This is a genomic window from Microbacterium cremeum (assembly GCF_015277855.1).
In the GTDB taxonomy this organism is placed as follows: Bacteria; Actinomycetota; Actinomycetes; order Actinomycetales; family Microbacteriaceae; genus Microbacterium; species Microbacterium cremeum.
Window position 1 is genome coordinate 1870466 of the sequence record NZ_CP063812.1, and the last position, 18430, is coordinate 1888895.

Annotated in this window: 14 protein-coding genes, 1 tRNA gene and 1 other RNA gene; 12 read left to right on the forward strand and 4 right to left on the reverse strand. The window is 70.3% G+C overall.

The genetic code is table 11. The features are described 5' to 3' along the window. Positions 1-2: 2 nt before the first annotated feature. On the reverse strand, positions 3-2732 hold the full coding sequence (gene aceE, locus IM778_RS08455) for a pyruvate dehydrogenase (acetyl-transferring), homodimeric type (RefSeq protein ID WP_194411563.1): 2730 nt from the start codon (positions 2730-2732) through the stop codon (positions 3-5). A gap of 141 nt (positions 2733-2873) precedes the next feature. Here aceE and IM778_RS08460 point away from each other — a divergent pair. From IM778_RS08460 to rnpB, 7 genes are all read left to right on the forward strand, one after another. Then, a tRNA-Val gene (locus tag IM778_RS08460) sits at positions 2874-2946 on the forward strand. Between the two features lie 134 nt (positions 2947-3080). Next, positions 3081-3464 carry a thioredoxin family protein gene (locus IM778_RS08465; RefSeq protein WP_194411564.1) on the forward strand — a complete coding sequence of 128 codons (384 nt, stop codon included), beginning with the start codon at positions 3081-3083 and terminating at the stop codon, positions 3462-3464. Then, a complete protein-coding gene (locus IM778_RS08470) occupies positions 3461-5152 on the forward strand; it encodes an FAD-dependent oxidoreductase (protein WP_194411565.1) in 1692 nt (563 codons plus the stop codon). Before IM778_RS08465 ends, IM778_RS08470 begins: the two co-directional genes overlap by 4 nt. 52 nt (positions 5153-5204) lie before the next feature. Next, positions 5205-5480 (forward strand): metal-sensitive transcriptional regulator, encoded by a 276-nt coding sequence (locus IM778_RS08475; protein ID WP_194411787.1) that lies wholly within the window; start codon positions 5205-5207, stop codon positions 5478-5480. A gap of 277 nt (positions 5481-5757) precedes the next feature. Further along, entirely contained in the window at positions 5758-6489 is a 732-nt protein-coding gene (locus IM778_RS08480) for a zinc ribbon domain-containing protein (RefSeq protein WP_194411566.1), read from the forward strand. Positions 6490-6495: 6 nt separating this feature from the next. Next, positions 6496-8226, forward strand: a complete 1731-nt coding sequence (locus tag IM778_RS08485; RefSeq protein WP_194411567.1) for a bifunctional 3'-5' exonuclease/DNA polymerase — start codon at positions 6496-6498, stop codon at positions 8224-8226. A 50-nt stretch (positions 8227-8276) separates the two neighbouring features. After that, positions 8277-8645, forward strand: an RNA gene (gene rnpB / locus IM778_RS08490) — RNase P RNA component class A. 28 nt (positions 8646-8673) lie between these two features. Here the strand turns inward: rnpB and ppgK are convergent. Continuing rightward, complete coding sequence (gene ppgK / locus IM778_RS08495) at positions 8674-9438, reverse strand: polyphosphate--glucose phosphotransferase (RefSeq protein ID WP_194411568.1); 765 nt, start codon at positions 9436-9438, stop codon at positions 8674-8676. A 115-nt stretch (positions 9439-9553) separates the two neighbouring features. Here ppgK and IM778_RS08500 point away from each other — a divergent pair, with 115 nt between their 5' ends. The 3 genes from IM778_RS08500 to IM778_RS08510 are packed head-to-tail and all read left to right on the forward strand — an operon-like array spanning position 9554 to position 14183. Next, complete coding sequence (locus IM778_RS08500) at positions 9554-9778, forward strand: SPOR domain-containing protein (RefSeq protein WP_194411569.1); 225 nt, start codon at positions 9554-9556, stop codon at positions 9776-9778. Between the two features lie 51 nt (positions 9779-9829). Next, positions 9830-11167 (forward strand): type I glutamate--ammonia ligase, encoded by a 1338-nt coding sequence (gene glnA, locus IM778_RS08505; protein ID WP_194411570.1) that lies wholly within the window; start codon positions 9830-9832, stop codon positions 11165-11167. Between the two features lie 13 nt (positions 11168-11180). After that, the gene (locus IM778_RS08510; protein ID WP_194411571.1) at positions 11181-14183 is read left to right on the forward strand and encodes a bifunctional [glutamine synthetase] adenylyltransferase/[glutamine synthetase]-adenylyl-L-tyrosine phosphorylase; all 3003 of its coding nucleotides are present in this window, start codon (positions 11181-11183) and stop codon (positions 14181-14183) included. Positions 14184-14288: 105 nt separating this feature from the next. On the opposite strand, the gene glnA (IM778_RS08515) is transcribed toward IM778_RS08510, so the two are convergent. Further along, positions 14289-15713, reverse strand: a complete 1425-nt coding sequence (gene glnA, locus IM778_RS08515) for a type I glutamate--ammonia ligase (RefSeq protein WP_194411572.1) — start codon at positions 15711-15713, stop codon at positions 14289-14291. A gap of 135 nt (positions 15714-15848) precedes the next feature. Between glnA (IM778_RS08515) and IM778_RS08520 the strand changes: the two genes are divergently transcribed. Then, on the forward strand, positions 15849-16241 hold the full coding sequence (locus tag IM778_RS08520; protein ID WP_194411573.1) for an RDD family protein: 393 nt from the start codon (positions 15849-15851) through the stop codon (positions 16239-16241). A 48-nt stretch (positions 16242-16289) separates the two neighbouring features. Here the strand turns inward: IM778_RS08520 and IM778_RS08525 are convergent, their stop codons facing one another. Further along, complete coding sequence (locus tag IM778_RS08525) at positions 16290-17000, reverse strand: DUF4191 family protein (protein WP_194411574.1); 711 nt, start codon at positions 16998-17000, stop codon at positions 16290-16292. 124 nt (positions 17001-17124) lie between these two features. Here IM778_RS08525 and IM778_RS08530 point away from each other — a divergent pair, with 124 nt between their 5' ends. Further along, a complete protein-coding gene (locus tag IM778_RS08530; protein WP_194411575.1) occupies positions 17125-18429 on the forward strand; it encodes a hypothetical protein in 1305 nt (434 codons plus the stop codon). Position 18430: the final 1 nt, after the last annotated feature.

An 18430-nucleotide genomic window follows, 5' to 3' on the forward strand; every position in this document is an offset into this window, starting at 1 on the left:
CGTCAGCTCTCGCCGCCCGCGTTCCCGCTCGTGCCCGCGGTGACGTCGTGCAGGCGGTACCGTTCGATCGCCTGCGCGGCGAGGCCCTGGTCCACCGCGCCCTCGGCCGCGAGGGCCTGGAGCGCGCGGACCACGATCGACGGGCCGTCGATCTTGAAGAAGCGGCGGGCAGCGGGACGCGTGTCCGAGAAGCCGAAGCCGTCGGCGCCCAGCGTGACGAACCGGTTCGGCACCCACGGGCGGATCTGGTCCTGCACGGCATGCATGAAGTCGCTCACAGCAACGACCGGTCCTGCGGCGTCGCGCAGCTTCTCGGTGACGTACGCCGTGCGCGGCTCCTCCTGCGGGTGCAGGAAGTTGTGCTCGTCGGCGGCGAGGCCGTCGCGGCGCAGCTCGGTCCACGAGGTCACCGACCACACGTCGGCCTGCACGCCCCAGTCGTCACGAAGCAGCTGCTGCGCCTCGAGCGCCCACGGCACTCCGACGCCCGACGCCAGGATCTGCGTGCGGGGTCCGTCGCCCTCGGGCGAGGAGATCCGATGGATGCCGCGCACGATGCCGTCGACGTCCACGCCCTCCGGCTCGGCGGGCTGCACGAGAGGCTCGTTGTAGACCGTGAGGTAGTACATGACGTTCGGGTCGGGATGGTTGCCGCCGTACATGCGCTCGATGCCCGAACGCACGATGTGGGCGATCTCGTACCCGTACGCCGGGTCGTACGAGACCGTGGCGGGGTTCGTCGAGGCCAGCAGCTGCGAGTGGCCGTCGGCGTGCTGGAGTCCCTCGCCGGTGAGCGTGGTGCGGCCTGCGGTGGCGCCGATGATGAAGCCGCGTGCCATCTGGTCACCGGCGGCCCACTGGGCGTCGCCGGTGCGCTGGAACCCGAACATCGAGTAGAAGACGTACACCGGGATGAGCGGCTCACCGTGCGTCGAGTACGAGGTGCCGGTCGCCGTGAACGCGGCCACCGCGCCGGCCTCGTTGATGCCGACGTGCATGATCTGCCCCTGCGGGCTCTCCTTGTAGGCCAGGAGCAGCTCGCGGTCGACCGAGGTGTAGTTCTGGCCGTGCGGGTTGTAGATCTTCGCCGTCGGGAAGTACGCGTCCATACCGAACGTGCGTGCTTCATCGGGGATGATCGGCACGATGCGGTGGCCGAAGTCCTTCGCCCGGAGGAGGTCCTTCAGCAGGCGCACGAACGCCATCGTCGTGGCGATCTCCTGCGTGCCCGACCCCTTCTTGGGCAGGGCGTACGCCTCGTCGCCGGGCAGCTGCAGGCCGACGTGGTGCGAGCGGCGCTCGGGCAGGAATCCGCCCAGAGCGCGGCGGCGCTCCAGCATGTACTGGATCGTCTCCTCCTGCGCGCCCGGGTTGTAGTACGGGGGTAGGTACGGGTTCTCTTCGAGCTGAGCGTCGGAGATCGGGATGCGCATCGAGTCGCGGAAGTACTTCAGGTCCTGCAGCGTCATCTTCTTCATCTGGTGGGTCGCGTTGCGGCCCTCGAAGTGATGCCCGAGGCCGTAGCCCTTGATGGTCTTGGCGAGGATGACCGTCGGCTGGCCCTTGTGCTCGGTGGCGGCCTTGTACGCGGCGTAGACCTTGCGGTAGTCCAGTCCGCCGCGGCGCAGCTTGCCCCAGATGTCCTCGTCGGACCAGTCCTTCACCAGCGCGGCGGTGCGCTCGTCGCGACCGAAGAAGTGCTCACGGATGAATGCGCCGTCCTCGGCGCGGTAGGTCTGGAAGTCGCCGTCCGGCGTCGTGTTCATCAGGTGCACCAGGGCGCCGTCCACGTCCTGGGACAGCAGCTCGTCCCAGCCCGAGCCCCACACGACCTTGATGACGTTCCACCCGGCGCCGCGGAAGAAGCTCTCGAGCTCCTGGATGATCTTGCCATTGCCGCGCACCGGGCCGTCGAGCCGCTGGAGGTTGCAGTTGACGACGAAGGTCAGGTTGTCGAGGCCCTCGTTCGCCGCGACCTGCAGCTGACCACGGCTCTCGACCTCGTCCATCTCGCCGTCGCCGAGGAAGGCCCACACGCGCGAGTCCGAGAGGTCCTTGACGCCGCGGTTGGTGAGGTACTTGTTGGTCATCGCCTGGTAGATGGCGTTGATCGGACCGAGGCCCATCGAGACCGTGGGGAACTGCCAGTAGTCAGGCATGAGCCGCGGGTGCGGGTACGACGGCAGGCCTTCCGGCGCCTTGGACTTCTCCTGACGGAATCCGTCGAGCTGCGTCTCGCTGAGGCGGCCCTCGAGGAACGAGCGGGCGTAGATGCCGGGGGAGGCGTGACCCTGGATGAAGATCTGGTCGCCACCGCCCTGGGCGTCGAGCCCGCGGAAGAAGTGGTTGAAGCCGACTTCGTAGAGCGAGGCGGACGACGCGTACGTCGAGATGTGGCCGCCCACGCCGATGCCGGGGCGCTGCGCACGGTGCACCGTGATGGCCGCGTTCCAGCGGATCCAGCGGCGGTAGCGCCGCTCGAGCTCTTCGTCGCCGGGGAACTCGGGCTCGTTGTCGGGGGCGATCGTGTTGATGTAGTCCGTGGTCGGAACCTGCGGCACGTTCAGCTGCAGCTCGTGTGAGGTCTGCAGAAGACTCAGCATGATCTCCCGGCCACGACCGTGGCCCTTGGCCTGCACGAGCTGCTGCAGGGACTCCTGCCACTCGGCGGTCTCGTCGGGATCGCTGTCGAGGGGGTCCTGCGAGTACGGATCCTGATCGTTGACAGTCACAGAAGACCTTTCGTCGTCTGGCAGATCGTGCCAGGGAATCACTGCCGGAGCGCTGCGGGCTTTGTCAGCCTCGCACAACGCACCATCTGCCAGCCTAGCGAGTTCGAGCCGGTACGGACGCACCTCGTAGACTGGCGGCGCGGGCCTTTAGCTCAGCTGGTAGAGCGCCACGTTTACACCGTGGATGTCGTCGGTTCGATCCCGGCAGGGCCCACAGGACGCGACGCGTCGTGATTCCTTCCGATGAGATCGGCGACTGTCGTGTCGAGTGCGTGCACGATGCCGAGTGAGGGTCTGTCCACTGCCCTTCCCGGCCCTCCGGGATACCCTGGGGGGTATACTGGTACTATGACTACCCGCGAGATCACCCTCGACAACCTCGAACCCACCATCACCGGGAACGACATCGTGCTCCTGGACTTCTGGGCGGAATGGTGCGGCCCGTGCCGCGCGTTCGCGCCCGTATTCGAGCAGGCATCCGCAGCCTACCCCGACGTGGTGTTCGGCAAGATCGACACCGAGGCGCAGCAGCAGCTCGCGGCAGGGTTCCGGATCACCTCGATCCCGACCCTGATGGCTTTCCGCGAGAACATCCTGGTGTTCGCCCAGCCGGGCGCTCTCGCACCCGCGCAACTGGAACAGGTGATCGCCGCCGTGCGCGACCTGGACATGGACCAGGTCCGCGCGCAGCTCGCCGCTCAGGCACATCAGGAGCAGGAGGCGACGCGATGAGGATCGTCGTCGTCGGAGGCGTCGCCGGCGGCATGAGCTGCGCCGCCCGCGCCCGGCGCCTGGACGAGTCCGCCGAGATCATCGTGATCGAACGCGGCGAGTATGTCTCCTACGCGAACTGCGGGCTGCCCTACTTCGTCGGCGGGGAGATCGCCGACCCCGCGAAGCTGCTCGTGCAGACCCCGCAGTCGCTGCGTGCCGCTCTCGACCTGGACGTGCGTACCCGTCACGAGGTCACCGGACTCGACCCTCGGGAGCGGGTCCTGACCGTGCACACCCCCGAGGGTATCGAGCGGATCAGCTACGACGCCCTGGTGCTCGCACCGGGCGCCCAGGCCGCACGACCGCCGATCCCGGGCCTGGACTCTCCGCGAGTGCGCAGTCTCCGCACCGTCGACGACGCCCTTGCCCTGCGCGAGCAGGTCGAGGAGGGAGCGCGGCGCGCGGTCGTCCTCGGTGCCGGGTTCATCGGCATCGAAGCCGCCGAGGCACTCGCCCGCCAAGGGCTGGACGTGACCGTGGTCGAGCTCGCCGACCATGTCCTGCCTCCGCTGGAACGGGAGCTCGCCGCCCTGGTGTCGGACGAGCTGCACGCGCTCGGCATCGACACCCGCATCGGGATCGCCGCCACCGGCATCCAGCCGGGCGCCGGGCACGACCTGGTCGCCCTCGGTGATGGCACGCAGCTGCCCGCAGAGCTGATCGTGCTCTCGGTCGGCGTGCGACCCGACACCACTGCGTTCGAGGCCGCAGGGGTGAGGTGCGAGCGGAGCGCGATCGTGGTGGACGAGCACGGCCGCACCTCCGTTCCCGGCATCTGGGCCGTGGGCGATGCGACGGTGAGCACCGACGCCGTCACCGGAGACCGCCGCCCCGTCGCCCTGGCGGGACCAGCGAACCGTGCGGGGCGGCTCGTGGCCGACGACATCCTCCGACCCGGCACCGCCCGGCCGATCCCGCACCCGGTGGGCACCGCGATCGTGCGCATCGGCTCGTTGACGGCTGCGCTCACGGGTGCGAACCGCGCTGCGCTCGATGCCGCCGGCAGCGTCTACCGGACGATCCATCTGCACCCGAACCAGCACGCCGGGTACTTCCCCGGAGCGAGCCAGCTCCACCTGATCGTCCACTTCCGCGAATCGGACGGGCTGCTGCTCGGCGCACAGGCGGTCGGTGCGCAAGGGGTGGACAAGCGCATCGACGTGCTCGCCACCGCCATTCGCGCAGGAATGACCGTAGAAGACCTGATCGATCTGGATCTGGCCTATTCGCCGCCCTACGGACAGGCCAAGGACCCGGTGAACCTCGCCGGGATGCTCGGGGAGAACGTCCGCACCGGAACGCTCGCACTCTGGTACGCGCAGGACGTGGACCGGATCCTCGCGGAAGCGTTCGTCCTCGACACGCGCAGCCGGGCGGAGTTCGCCACCGGGCATCTGCCCGGCGCGCTGAACATCCCTCATACCGAGCTGCGCGAACGTCTCGGCGAGGTCCGCACCGCGTCCGAAGGGCGTCCTGTCCGCGTGATGTGCGCCTCCGGAGTGCGCTCGGCGATCGCGCACCGCGTCCTGGCACAGGCGGGGTTCGATTCCGCCTCCCTGTCCGGGGGCATCCTCACCCTCCAGGCCGCGCTCGCAGACCGCGCCGCCGAGCTCCTCCGATTCGACGAGGCGATGCAGCATGCCTGAGCCCCGCCGGCACATCGACATCACCGGACCGTCCCCGACCGAGAGGAACCCCATGCGCACGACCGACCCCGAGGTGCAGCGTCGCATCGTGCACCGACTGCGCCGCGCCCGCGGCCAGCTCGATGCCGTCATCAACGCGGTCGAGCAGGAGAAGCCCTGTCGTGACATCGTCACCCAGCTCGCCGCCGTCTCCAGCGCCCTCGACCGCGCCGGCTTCGCGATCGTGTCCACCGCGATGAAGGACTGCCTCAGCGACCCCGACGCCGCCCTCGCCGAAGACGGCATCACCACCGAAGAGCTCGAGAAGCTCTTCATGATGCTCGCCTGACCCCGCCCGCAGACAAGACACCGAGGAGAACGCCTATGTGCCAGCAAGTCACCTGCTCACGCTGCGGCCGACCGACATGGACCGGGTGCGGTCAGCACATCGAGGTCGCACTCGCCGGAGTGCCCGAGGCCGACCGCTGCCACTGCCCGGCCGTCTGACCGTGGGCTCGGCACGACCTGCAAGGCCTGCGCTGGGACCACCTGGACCGGTTTCGGTCAGCACATCGGCCAGGTCGGTCCCCGTCGGCGGGGAGGGCGATGCGCGGTAGGTTGTATCCGTGAACGCCAGCCCCGCAGACCAGCGCCGCCTCGTCGAGGTGGCCCAGCTCGACGCCCGGATCCGTCACGCCGACAACGCCCGCAAGAACCCGCCGCAGGCGAGCCGCGTTCAGGAGCTGCTGTCCCGCCGTCAGGAGCTGTCGCGCGAGCTGTCGACGCGGCTGGGCGTGCGTGATGACCTCCGTGCGGAGCTCGCGCGAATCGAGTCCGACGTCGTCGTGGTCGACGCGCGCGCCGCCCGCGACACCGAGCGCCTCGCCGCGTCGAGCAACTCGAAGCAGGCTCAAGGCTTCGAGAGCGAGCTCGCGGCTCTCGCCCGGCGCAAGAGCGATCTGGAAGACGCCGAGCTGGCGGTGATGGAGCGCCTGGAGGCTGCCGATGCCGCGGTGGCGGAGCAGGAGGCGCTGATCGCGGCCACGAACGCCGAGGGATCCGAGCTGAGCGCCGAGGGAAAGCGTGCCGTCGCCGAGGCGACCGCCGCCTTCGACGCGGCGACGCGTGACCGCGCGGCGATCGCCGGGACCGTGCCCGCCGACCTGCTTGCGCTGTACGAGAGGGTCGCGGCGCGCAGCGCGGGCGCGGCGCTGCTGCGCCGCCGCACGTGCGAGGGCTGTCACATGGTGCTCTCGGGCACCGACCTCAACGCGCTGCGGCAGACACCCGAGGATGAGGTCGTCACGTGCCCCGAGTGCGGCTGCATCCTGGTGCGCGACGAGGAGTCCGGGCTGTGACACGAAGTGGACTCGGCTGACACGCCGGCCTGGATCGTCCTCGGCCGGGCGGATGACACCACCGTCGCGGCACTTCTCGACCCGACAGGCCGGGAGTACGCGCGTGAGCAGTTCGCGGCATCCGTCGAGGCCGAGTGGATCGCGCAGGCGGAAGCGCGGTTCGCGCCGCGCTGGGTGTGGCACGACACGCCCCGGTGGTACCCGTCCCTGCTCGACCGCGGCATCCGCGTGGCGCGCTGCCACGACCTGAGGCTCTGTCACGCGATCCTGCGCTCGTCGATGCTCGTCGATCCTGGGGCGGAGGTCCGCCACGCGAGCGGATGGGATGCCGCGCCCGCGGTCGACAGCGCCGGCACGGCGCCCGCCCTGTTCACTCTGGACGACGCGTCGATCCCGAGCGGGCCGCCTTCCGATGCCGATGCCGCGATCGCGGAGTTCGCGCGGCAGCGTCAGGCGATCGCCGGCAGCACCGATCACGGCAGGCTCCGTCTGCTCACGGCGGCGGAATCCGCCGGCGCGCTGGTCGCGGCGGAGATGCGTGCGGCCGGCCTGCCGTGGGATGTCGCCGAGCACGATCGCATCCTGGTCGAGAGCCTCGGCGAGCGCAGCCCGAGCGGTGGGCAGCCTGCGAAGCTCGCCGCGGCGGCCGCGCGCGTCCGGGACGCGCTCGGAGATCCGGCCGCGAGCCTCGACTCGCAGCCGAAGCTCCTGCGGGCGCTGCACCGGGTCGGTGTGCTGGTGGATTCCACGAGCCGATGGGAACTGGCTCAGCAGCGGCACCCCGTCGTCGAACCGCTCCTGGAGTACAAGAAGCTCGCGCGGCTGCTGTCGGCGAACGGCTGGTCATGGGTCGACGAGTGGGTCACCGGGGGGCGCTTCCGGCCGGTGTACGTGCCCGGGGGCGTCGTGACAGGCCGATGGGCGTCGTCCGGCGGCGGTGCGCTGCAGCTTCCCCGGCAGCTGCGCGAGGCGGTCCGCGCTGATCCCGGCTGGCGTCTGGTGGTGGCCGACGTCGCGCAACTCGAGCCCCGCGTGCTCGCCGCGATGGCGGGCGACCTGTCCCTCGCGGCGGCGGCGCGAGGTCGCGACCTGTACGCCGGCATCGTCGAAAGCGGCACGGTCGCGACACGGTCCGAGGCCAAGATCGCGATGCTCGGAGCGATGTACGGCGCGACGACGGGGGAGTCCGGCCGGCTCGTGCCGCGTCTGCGCCGCGCCTACCCGAAGGCGATGGGCCTGGTCGACGATGCGGCCCGCGTCGGCGAGGATGGCGGGCTGGTCTCGACGTGGCTCGGCCGCACCTCGCCGCCGCCGTCCTCGACCTGGTCGGACGCGCAGTCGCGCGCGACCGAGGCCGAGGCATCCGGGGCCGACGAGACCCGCGCCCGTCGCTGGGCACGCGACCGCGGCCGGTTCACGCGCAACTTCGTGGTGCAGGGCACCGCCGCCGAGTGGGCGCTCGCGTGGCTCGCCGACCTGCGCACGCGTCTGTCGGCGATCGCGCCGGTCGCCGCGGAGGCGAGCGCGCCGTCGTCGGGCCCGGCGTTCGCCCGGCGCCCGCATATCGCGTTCTTCCTGCACGACGAGGTCATCGTCCACACTCCGGTCGAGCACGCCGAGGCCGCCGCCCAGGCGGTGACGGATGCCGCGAGCACCGCCGGGCGGATCCTCTTCGGCGAGTTCCCGATCGACTTCCCGCTCGACGTGCGCGTCGCCGACACCGCGCTCAAGGACTGAGCAGCTCGGAGGCCGCATCCAGGCCGCGACGATAGACTCGCACCCGCGAATGGGTCGGCTGGACGGTCGCGTCGCGGGCGGTTCGCCGCCCCGCGCCGAGGAACGTCCGGGCTCCACAGGGCAGGGCGGTGGGTAACACCCACCCGGAGCGATCCGCGAGACAGTGCCACAGAGAGCAGACCGCCGGGACGCGAGTCCCGGTAAGGGTGAAAGGGTGGTGTAAGAGACCACCGGGGTCGCGGTGACGCGGCCCGCAAGGTAAACCTCGCCCGGAGCAAGGCCAGACAGGGGATGACGACGCGGCCCGCCGAGTCCCCGGGTAGGCCGCTGGAGCGGCACGGCAACGTGTCGCCGAGAGAGATGACCGTCCACGGGGCTTCGCCCCCGGACAGAACCCGGCGTACAGGCCGGCCCATTCGCGCTCTCGTCGGCCCCGGCGCCGAGGCGTCAGTCGCGCGCGAGCGCCGCCGCCCCGATGATGCCGGCATTGTTGCGATGCACCGCCGGCACGATCGGAGTCTTGAGATCGAGCAGGTGCAGGAACTGGTCCGAGTGCTTCGACACTCCGCCGCCGACGACGAACAGGTCGGGGCTGAAGAGGAACTCGATGTGGCTGTAGTACCACTGCAGGCGCTTGGCCCACTGCTGCCACGTCAGGTCGTCGCGCTCCATGGCCGAGTACGCGGCGTAGGCCTCGGCATCCCTCCCGTGCTTCGCACGCTGCACGTGCCCGAGCTCGGAGTTGGGCACCAGGACTCCGTTGTACAGCAGTGCCGAGCCGATGCCGGTGCCGAGGGTCGTGAGGATGGTCAGGCCCGGCTGGCCCTTCGCCGCGCCGTATCGCACCTCGGCGACGCCGGCGACATCGGCGTCGTTGGCGAAGTGGATGTCGCGTCCGAGGCCGTCCTCGAAGAACTTCTCGGCCTCGAAGTCGATCCAGTCGTCCGAGACGTTCGCCGCAGACAGCGTGCGGCCGTTCTTCACGATCGCCGGGAACGCGACGCCCAGCGGCACCGACGCGTCGTCCTCGACGCCGAGGGTCGAGAGCACCTCGGTCACGGCGGCGAGCACATCGGGCGGATGTGCACCCGCGGGCGTCGCGACCTTCACGCGATCGCTCACGAGCTCGCCGCGCTCGAGGTCCACGATGCCCGCCTTGATGCCGGTTCCGCCGATGTCCACGCCTACCGCGCGCGCTGCCTCAGATGCCATGGCCACAGCCTAGCCAGGCGGCCGCACGCGGTCGGAAGCGGGTCGACGCCGACGCGGCGCGGATCAGTAGGATCGTGCTGACGGCGGCGGTGCCCGCGATCGGGAGGAGTGCAGGATGAGCGGTGACAGCGAGAAGTACTGGTACAACCTCAAGACCGGGGACGTCGAGAAGGGGTACGAATCGCCCTCCGTCGATCGCGCGGGTCCCTTCGAAACGCCGGAGGAGGCCGCCCGCGCCCCCGAGATCATGCGCGAGCGCTCCCGCGCGTGGGCCGAGGACGAAGCGCGCGACGACTCGTGGGGGGATGGCGAGTCCGGCAAGTCGACCCGCGACCAGTAGTCTGGCATCGGCCGCGATCGGCCCGGCGGTGCAGGCACCGGAGAGGATGCGATGGACAAGCAGCGTGACTTCGTTCTGAGGACCATCGAGGAGCGGGGCGTGAAGTTCGTCCGGCTGTGGTTCACCGATGTGATCGGAACGCTCAAGTCGGTCGCCATCGCGCCCGCAGAGGTCGAGGGCGCCTTCAGCGAGGGCCTCGGTTTCGACGGATCCGCGATCGAGGGGCTCACGCGCTCGTACGAGTCGGATCTGCTCGCGCATCCCGACCCCACCACGTTCCAGATCCTGCCCTGGCGCGGCGAGATCGACCCCACGGCCCGCATGTTCTGCGACATCACGACGCCCGACGGTCAGCCGGCCGTCGCCGACCCGCGGCACGTGCTCAAGCGCACGCTCGCGAAGGCGGCGGACTCCGGGTTCACTTTCTACACGCACCCCGAGATCGAGTTCTACCTGCTGAAGTCGTCGGCGTTTGGCGCCGAGGGGCCGGAGCCCGTCGATTCCGCCGGCTACTTCGACAACGTGCCGGGAGGCACTGCGCACGACTTCCGCCGCCGCTCGGTGCGCATGCTCGAAGACCTGGGGATCTCGGTCGAGTTCAGCCACCACGAGGGCGGCCCGGGCCAGAACGAGATCGACCTGCGCTACGCCGATGCACTGGCGACCGCCGACAACATCATGACGTTCCGCACCGTCATCAAGGAGGTCGCGATCGAGCAGGGCGTCTACGCGACGTTCATGCCGAAGCCGATGACCGGCAAGCCCGGCAGCGGCATGCACACGCACATGTCGCTGTTCGAAGGAGACATGAACGCGTTCTACGAGGAGGGCGCCCAGTACCAGCTCTCCAAGGTCGGGCGCCAGTTCATCGCCGGCCTGCTCCGCCACGCCAACGAGATCTCGGCGGTGACGAACCAGTTCGTCAACTCCTACAAGCGGCTGTGGGGCGGAGACGAGGCCCCGAGCTTCATCTGCTGGGGTCACAACAATCGCTCCGCGCTCGTGCGAGTGCCGCTGTACAAGCCCAACAAGGGCCAGTCCTCGCGCGTGGAGTACCGTGCACTGGACTCCGCCGCGAACCCGTACCTGTCGTTCGCTCTCATGCTCGCAGCCGGTCTGAAGGGCATCGAGGGCGAGTACGAGCTGCCCCCCGAGGCGGAAGACAACGTGTGGTCGCTGACGGATGCCGAGCGTCGCGCGCTCGGCTACGCGCCGCTGCCGGCGAGCCTCGATCACGCGCTGGAGTACATGGAGGAGTCCGAGCTCGTCGCCGAGACGCTGGGCGAGCAGGTCTTCAACTACGTGCTGCTGAACAAGCGCCGCGAGTGGCAGGAGTACCGATCGCAGGTGACGCACTTCGAGCTCAAGAGCAACCTCGAGATGCTCTGACCTCGTCGCGCGAATGTCTGCGAGCGAACGATCGGGCTCTCTGACGCCGCTGGCGCGGCTGGGGTTCGGCCGCCTCACCGAGGCCGAGGCGCTCCTGGCTGAGCTGCACGATGCCGCCGGGATCCCGCGGGAGCGGGCTCTGGACGGCGCCGCCGGCGCGGCGGACCCCGACGAGGCGCTGCACGCGGTCACACGGCTCGCGCGCCGCGACGCCGGGGCCGTCCGGCAGGCCGCCGGGCACGATCGCGCGTGGCGCGTGCTGTGGGCGCTGCTGGGCGCGTCGACGGGCTTCGGCGAGTTCTTCCTGCGGCATCCCGCCGAGCTCGCAGAGCTCGCCGATGCGGGGGACGTGCTGCCGACGGATGCCGAGATGCGCGCATCGCTGCTGGATGCCGTCGGTGCCGTCGAGGGATTCGCCGACGACGGCGGTGAGACGGCATGGGTGGCGCTTCGTGCCCGCTATCGCCGGATCCTCGCCCGCATCGCCGCCTACGACCTGCTGAGCGCGTCTCCGGTGGACGAGATCGCGGCCGTCTCGGCCGCCCTCGCTGATGCCGCGGGCGCCGCGCTGGAGGCCTCCCTCGCCGTCGCCCGCACCCGTGTCTCGCGCGGCGCCGCCGGAGCCGGCCTGTTCCCGCGGGAGGACGTGGCGCGCACCCGGCTCGCGATCATCGGCATGGGCAAGACCGGCGCGCGTGAGCTGAACTACGTCAGCGACGTGGACGTGATCTACGTCGCCGGAGCCGACGATGCCGTGATCGACGAGCTGGGGGAGAGCCGCGTCGTCGACATCGCCACCCGGCTCGCCGTCCAGACGATGCGCGGCATCTCCGAGATCGAGGTCGAGCCGCCGCTGTGGGAGGTCGACGCGAACCTGCGCCCCGAGGGCAAGCAGGGCGCCCTGGTGCGCACCCTCGACTCGCACCTGGCGTACTACGAGCGGTGGGCGAAGAGCTGGGAGTTCCAGGCTCTGCTCAAGGCACGCCCGATCGCAGGCGACCCCGCGCTCGCGCAGGCCTATCTCGACGCGGTGCAGCCGAAGGTGTGGACCAGCGCGGCGCGCGAGAACTTCGTCGACAGCGTGCAGCGGATGCGGGAACGCGTCACCGAGCACATCCCCGCGGACGACGTGCCGTACCAGATCAAGCTCGGCCCGGGCGGGATCCGCGACATCGAGTTCACCGTGCAGCTGCTCCAGCTCGTGCACGGACTCACCGACGACCGCATCCGGCAGCGGGGAACGCTCGAGGCTCTGGACGCGCTCGTCGACCAGGGGTACATCGGCCGTGCCGAGGCATCCGCATTCTCGCGCGACTACCGTGTGCTGCGTCTGCTCGAGCATCGCGTGCAGCTGCGTCGCCTGCGTCGCACGCACCTCATGCCGGCGCGCCCCGAAGACCTGCGCGTGCTCGCGCGGGCTTCCGGACTCGCCGACACCGGCGACGGTGTGTGGCAGCTGTGGGAGTCCGTCAAACGCGAGGTGCGCGACATCCATGTGCGGCTCTTCTACCGGCCGCTGCTGTCGGCGGTGGCGGCGCTTCCGGCCGACGAACGACTGCTCTCGCCTCAGCAGGCGCATGACCGGCTGGCCGCGATCGGCTTCGCCGACCCCGCCGGCGCGCTGCGGCACATCGCGGCGCTCACCAGCGGGCTGAGCCGGAAGGCGACGATCCAGCGGCATCTGATGCCGGTCATGATCCGGTGGTTCGCCGACGGCGTCGATCCGGACTACGGTCTCATCGCGTTCCGGCGGCTGAGTGAGCGCCTCGGCGACACGCACTGGTTCCTGCGGATGCTGCGCGACTCGTCCGGCGCCGCCGAGAGCCTCTCGCGCGTGCTCGCCGGATCGCGGTACGTGGGCGAGCTGATGGAGTGGATCCCCGAGTCCGCCGCGTGGCTCGACGATCCCGACCTGCTGCGGCCGCGCTCCGGCGTGGCGCTGCAGGACGAGGCGCGCGCCATCCAGACCCGCCATGACACCACGATCGACGCGATGCGCGCGGTGCGAGCACTTCGTCGGCGCGAACAGCTGCGCATCGCGATGGCTGCCATCCTCGGCTCGGTCACGATCGAGGAGATCGCCGAGGCGCTGACCACCATCACCGACGTCACGATCCAGGCCACGCTGCGGGCGGTGCGGCGCGAGATCGTGCCGGCCGAGGACTCCGCCCTCGATTTCTCGGTGATCGCGATGGGCCGCTTCGGCGGAGCCGAGCTGGGTTTCGGGTCGGACGCCGACGTCATGTACGTGTATCGCCCCAACGGCGTGGATCCGCAGCGTGCACACGAGCTCGCCCTCAAGCTCGTCTCGGCGCTGCGCACCCACTCCGAGGATCAGCGCGTGCCGCTCGAGCTGGACGCCGACCTGCGGCCGGAGGGCCGCAACGGGCCCATGGCGCGCTCGCTCGACGCGTACGCCGAGTACTACCGGCGGTGGGCGCTCCCCTGGGAGGCGCAGGCCCTTCTGCGCGCGCGCGGCGTCGCCGGCAGCGTCAAGCTGATCGGCGATTTCATCGCCCTCGCCGACCAGGTTCGCTACCCGAGCGCGGTCGAGCCGAACGCCGTGCGCGAGATCAAGCGCATCAAGGCCCGTGTCGAGAGCGAGCGGCTGCCGCAGGGGGTGGACCCGTCGCGGCACCTCAAACTCGGCCCTGGCTCGCTCAGCGACGTGGAGTGGCTCGTGCAGCTGCTGCAGCTGCAGCACGCGCATGCCGTACCCGGGCTGCGCACGACGTCGACGCTCGGCGCGCTCCGCGCCGCCGCGGACGCCGGGCTGGTGCCCGCCAACGCGGCCGGCCGCCTCGCCGAGGCGTGGCGGCTCGCGAGCCGCCTGCGGTCGGCCAACACGCTGCTCTCGGGGCAGACGAGCGACGTCCTGCCCGTGGACCGCAAGAAGCTCGACGGGATCGGCCGCCTCCTCGAGTACCCCCCGCGCTCGGCGACGCAGGTCGAGGAGGACTACCTCGGCACCACGCGTCGCGCGCGCCGCGTGTTCGAGAAGCTCTTCTACGGCTAGCGACGGATGCCGCGCCGCGGCGTCGTGCGGCGGGCCGCGGCATCCGTCGGCGAACGCGAAGGGGCCCCGGGTCGAAACCCGGGGCCCCTTCGCTGCCGGAAACCGTCAGACGCCGAAGTACAGCTCGTACTCGAACGGGTGCGGACGTGCGTTGATCGGCTGGATCTCGTTCTCGATCTTGTACTCGATCCAAGTCTCGATCAGCTCGGGCGTGAACACGTTGCCGCGCGTCAGGAACTCCTGGTCGGCGCGGAGCGCCTCGAGCGAGTCGAGCAGCGAGTTCGGCACCTGCGGGATGTTCTTCGCCTCCTCGGGGGGAAGCTCGTAAAGGTCCTTGTCAACGGGCTCGTGCGGCTCGATGCGGTTGATGATGCCGTCGATGCCGGCCATCAGCTGGGCGGCGAACGCGAGATACGGGTTGCCCGAGGAGTCCGGCGCACGGAACTCGATGCGCTTGGCCTTCGGGTTGGATCCGGTGATCGGGATGCGGATCGCCGCGGAGCGGTTGCCGGCCGAGTACACGAGGTTGACCGGAGCCTCGTAGCCCTTCACCAGGCGCTTGTACGAGTTGAGCGTGGGGTTGGTGAACGCCAGGACCGCCGGCGCGTGCGCCAGCAGCCCGCCGATGTACCAGCGGGCGGTGTCGGAGAGCTGCGCGTAGCCCTTCTCGTCGAAGAACAGCGGCTTGCCGTCCAGCCACAGCGACTGGTGCGTGTGCATGCCCGAGCCGTTGTCGCCGAACAGCGGCTTCGGCATGAAGGTCGCGACCTTGCCCCACTCGTTGGCGACGTTCTTGACGATGTACTTGAACTTCAGGATGTCGTCGGCCGCGTGCACCATCGTGTCGAAGCGGTAGTTGATCTCCTGCTGGCCGCCGGTGCCCACCTCATGGTGCGCGCGCTCGAGGTGCAGCCCCGACTCGATGAGCCGCAAGCTGATGTCGTCACGCAGGTCGGCGGTCTTGTCGACCGGCGACACCGGGAAGTAGCCGCCCTTGTACGGCGTCTTGTTGGCGAGGTTGCCGCCGTCCTCGACGCGACCCGAGTTCCAGGCGCCCTCCTCGGAGTCCACGGAGTAGAAGCTCGAGTTCTGCTTCACCTCGTAGCGGACGTCGTCGAAGATGTAGAACTCGGCCTCGGGGGCGAAGAACGCGGTGTCGGCGATGCCCGTGGAGGCGAGGTACTTCTCGGCCTTCTTCGCGACCTGGCGCGGGTCCTTGTGGTAGATCTCACCGGTGCGCGGGTTGTAGATGTCGAAGACCATGACGAGGGTCTTCGCCTCGCGGAACGGGTCGAGGAACCCCGTCGACACATCCGGGATCAGCTGCATGTCCGATTCGTGGATGTTCGCGAATCCCCGGATCGAGGAGCCGTCGAACAGCTGGCCGACCGTGAAGAACTCCTCATCGACGGTGGAGGCCGGGATGTTGAAGTGCTGCTGCACGCCAGGAAGGTCCGTGAACCGGATGTCGAGGAACTTGACGTCCTCGTCCTTGATGAACTTCAGCACCTCGGATGAATCTTTGAACATGAAGACTCCAGAGGTAGGGCATTCGGGAACGCCCGCGCACGGCGCGGACTTGCTGGCACGCTATCGGCAGGGGATTGCCCGGCAGTGTCACCTATGTTTCCGGCATGTTACGGGCGGCTGGATACGCTGGAGCGTGTGACACAGAGCGCACAGGACTATCCGGGCGAGCGCCTCGGGCTGCCCCGCGAGGGCAGCGGATCCATCGGACGACTCGGCCGCCGCGTGGGCGCGCTGTTCGTCGACTACGGAGCGGCGTACCTCATCTCGGGTTTCTTCGCCTGGGACGCACTGGCGATCCTCGCGATCTTCGCGGCGATCCAGCTGGTGTTCCTCCCGACACTTCAGGGCAGCCCGGGCCACCGACTGTTCGGACTGCGCCTCGTCCGCCTCGACGGTGCGTGGGTGGGGCTGTGGCGGCCGATCATCCGCACGGCACTGCTCATCGTGGTGATCCCGGCGGTCATCTGGGACCCCGACCAGCGCGGGCTGCACGACAAGGCCGCGGGGACCGTTCTCGTCCGGGCGTGACGACGGATGCCGCGGCGAGATCGCCGCGGCATCAGACCCGGGACCCGCTCAGCGGGGCCGGGGCGCGCGGACCTTGGTGGGGTCGATGCCCTTCGGGATCGGCAGCGACGTCAGCGACTGCGACACCGAGTCGATCCGCTTGATCACCGCGGCCATGGTGGCGCGGTCGATCTTCTTCGGGAGCGCCTTGATGGTGGGCGCCAGCTTTGCGATCGGCACCTCGTCGTCGCCGTGACCGACGTACAGCACCGTGACGGGAACGCCCGATGCCACACGCTGCACCTTGGAGCGCTCGTCGTTCACGAGTCGCGTGAGCCGCCCGCGGGCGCCCTCGCCGACGATCACGACGCCGCCGCGCCCGACCGCGCGGTACACGGCCTCCTGCGTCTTGGGGTTGATGCCGACCGGCATCTCGCTGGCCTGCCAGCGCCGGCCGAGCGAGGTCGAGAGCACGTGGCCCGTGGCCCCCGGCATCCCGTCGATCTTCTTGTACATCGCACGGGTCGACAGCCGGGTCATGGTCATGAGGCACGCGAGGATGCCGAGCATGAGGCCGGTGACGCCCCACAGGACGACGCTCCAGGGCGCGACCGGGGGGATGGCGAAGCCGATTCCCACGCCGATGGCGATGCCGGCCAGCACGATGCCGACCAGCAGGAACGGCAGCCAGCGGAATTCCTTCTGGGTGAACGTGTAGAGCGTCCGGATCTGGGAGAAGAACCCGGGCCTCTTCTCGGGAGCAGTACTGCGCGCGGCCATGCGCTCCAGCCTACCTTTCGCGGGAACCCTCGTCGGCTCCTCCCCAGGCAGGACCGCGGCGGCTCCGTCCACAGAAGCCGCGCCGTGCCCGTCCGGCCGCCGCGGTCGGTTCGACACTGGGCGGGTGACCCGTGATGAGAGTGCCCTTCGCTCGCCGTTCCACGAGATCCGGGCGGTGCGAGAACGGGAGGACGGCCCCTGGCCGGGCGTGCTGGTGCGCCTGTCGTCGGGCTCTGTCCGCGTCCTCGTGGATGCGCGGGTGCTCGGGCCCGACTGGCGCGGATGGGATGCCGCGCCGGACGGACACGTGCTGACGCCCGTCGATCTCGTGAGGAAGGCCGGCGGTCACGACGTGCTCCTGCCCGTGTGCACGGAGCGCCTGGAGGACTTCGTCCGCCGCCGCAGCGCCCGGTCCGCGCTTCCGCCGGGAGAAGCCGTCACGCTCGGCGTGAGCATTCTGCGAGGATGCGTCCAGATCCTGGACGAGCCCCACGTCACGGGGGAGTGGTGGCTCGACGACGCCGGCCGACCCCTGCTGGCGACAGAAGCATCCGCGCAGTCCGGGCTCGCCGCTGCGGCGGCCGTGCTCGGCGCCGCGGTCGTCGATCCGGGGTTGCGGCGGGCGTGGGACACCGCGGTCGACGCGGTGTCGGCGGATCGCGTCACGGCGCGCGACCTCGTCGACGCCGAGGAGCTGCTCTTCGCCGCCGCGGCTCCCGAGCCGCTGAGCACGATCAGCCTCAGTCCTCGCCGGGCCGTCGAGGTCGCGCCGGAGCCGCGGGTGCCGGCGCTTCGGACGGACGACGCCGCGCCACGGCCGCTGTGGCAGTCGCTCATCGGGAGCGTCGACGCCGATCTCGCCGACACGGTGTCGCGCGCGACGACGGCGGTGTGGCGGCGCGTGCGCACACCGTCGCGCTCCCGTCGCGCGCCGCTGCTCGTCGGGGGCGCCGTCGCAGCGGCAGTCCTCGCCGGCGGTGCGCTGTGGCCGGCAGCGGGCGGCGTGGCGAGTGCCGATGACCCACCCGCCGCGGACGCTCCGGCAGGCGCCGACGCGACGGCAGCTGCGGGCGAGCCGGCGGCCGACTCACCGGTGGACGGGGCGACCGCGACGCCGGTGCCCTCCGCACCGGCGTCCGGCGATCCGGCGACGGCGACGGTGGCGCTCCTCGAGGCGCGCACGACCTGCGCGGGAGAGGCCGGTTGCCTCGATGGCGTCGTCGCGGATCCCACCACGCCGTTCGCTGCGGGCGTGATCGACGTGCCGCACGCGGAGCGCGCTGTCACACTGCTGGACGACTTCGGCGACGTCGCAGTGCTCCGCGTCGACGCCGTCGACGGTTCGCTGCCCGCGCAGCTCGTGGTGGTCGCGCGCCACGACGGAAAATGGCTGCTGCGCGACGTCCATGACGTCGCGCAGCAGCCGTAGA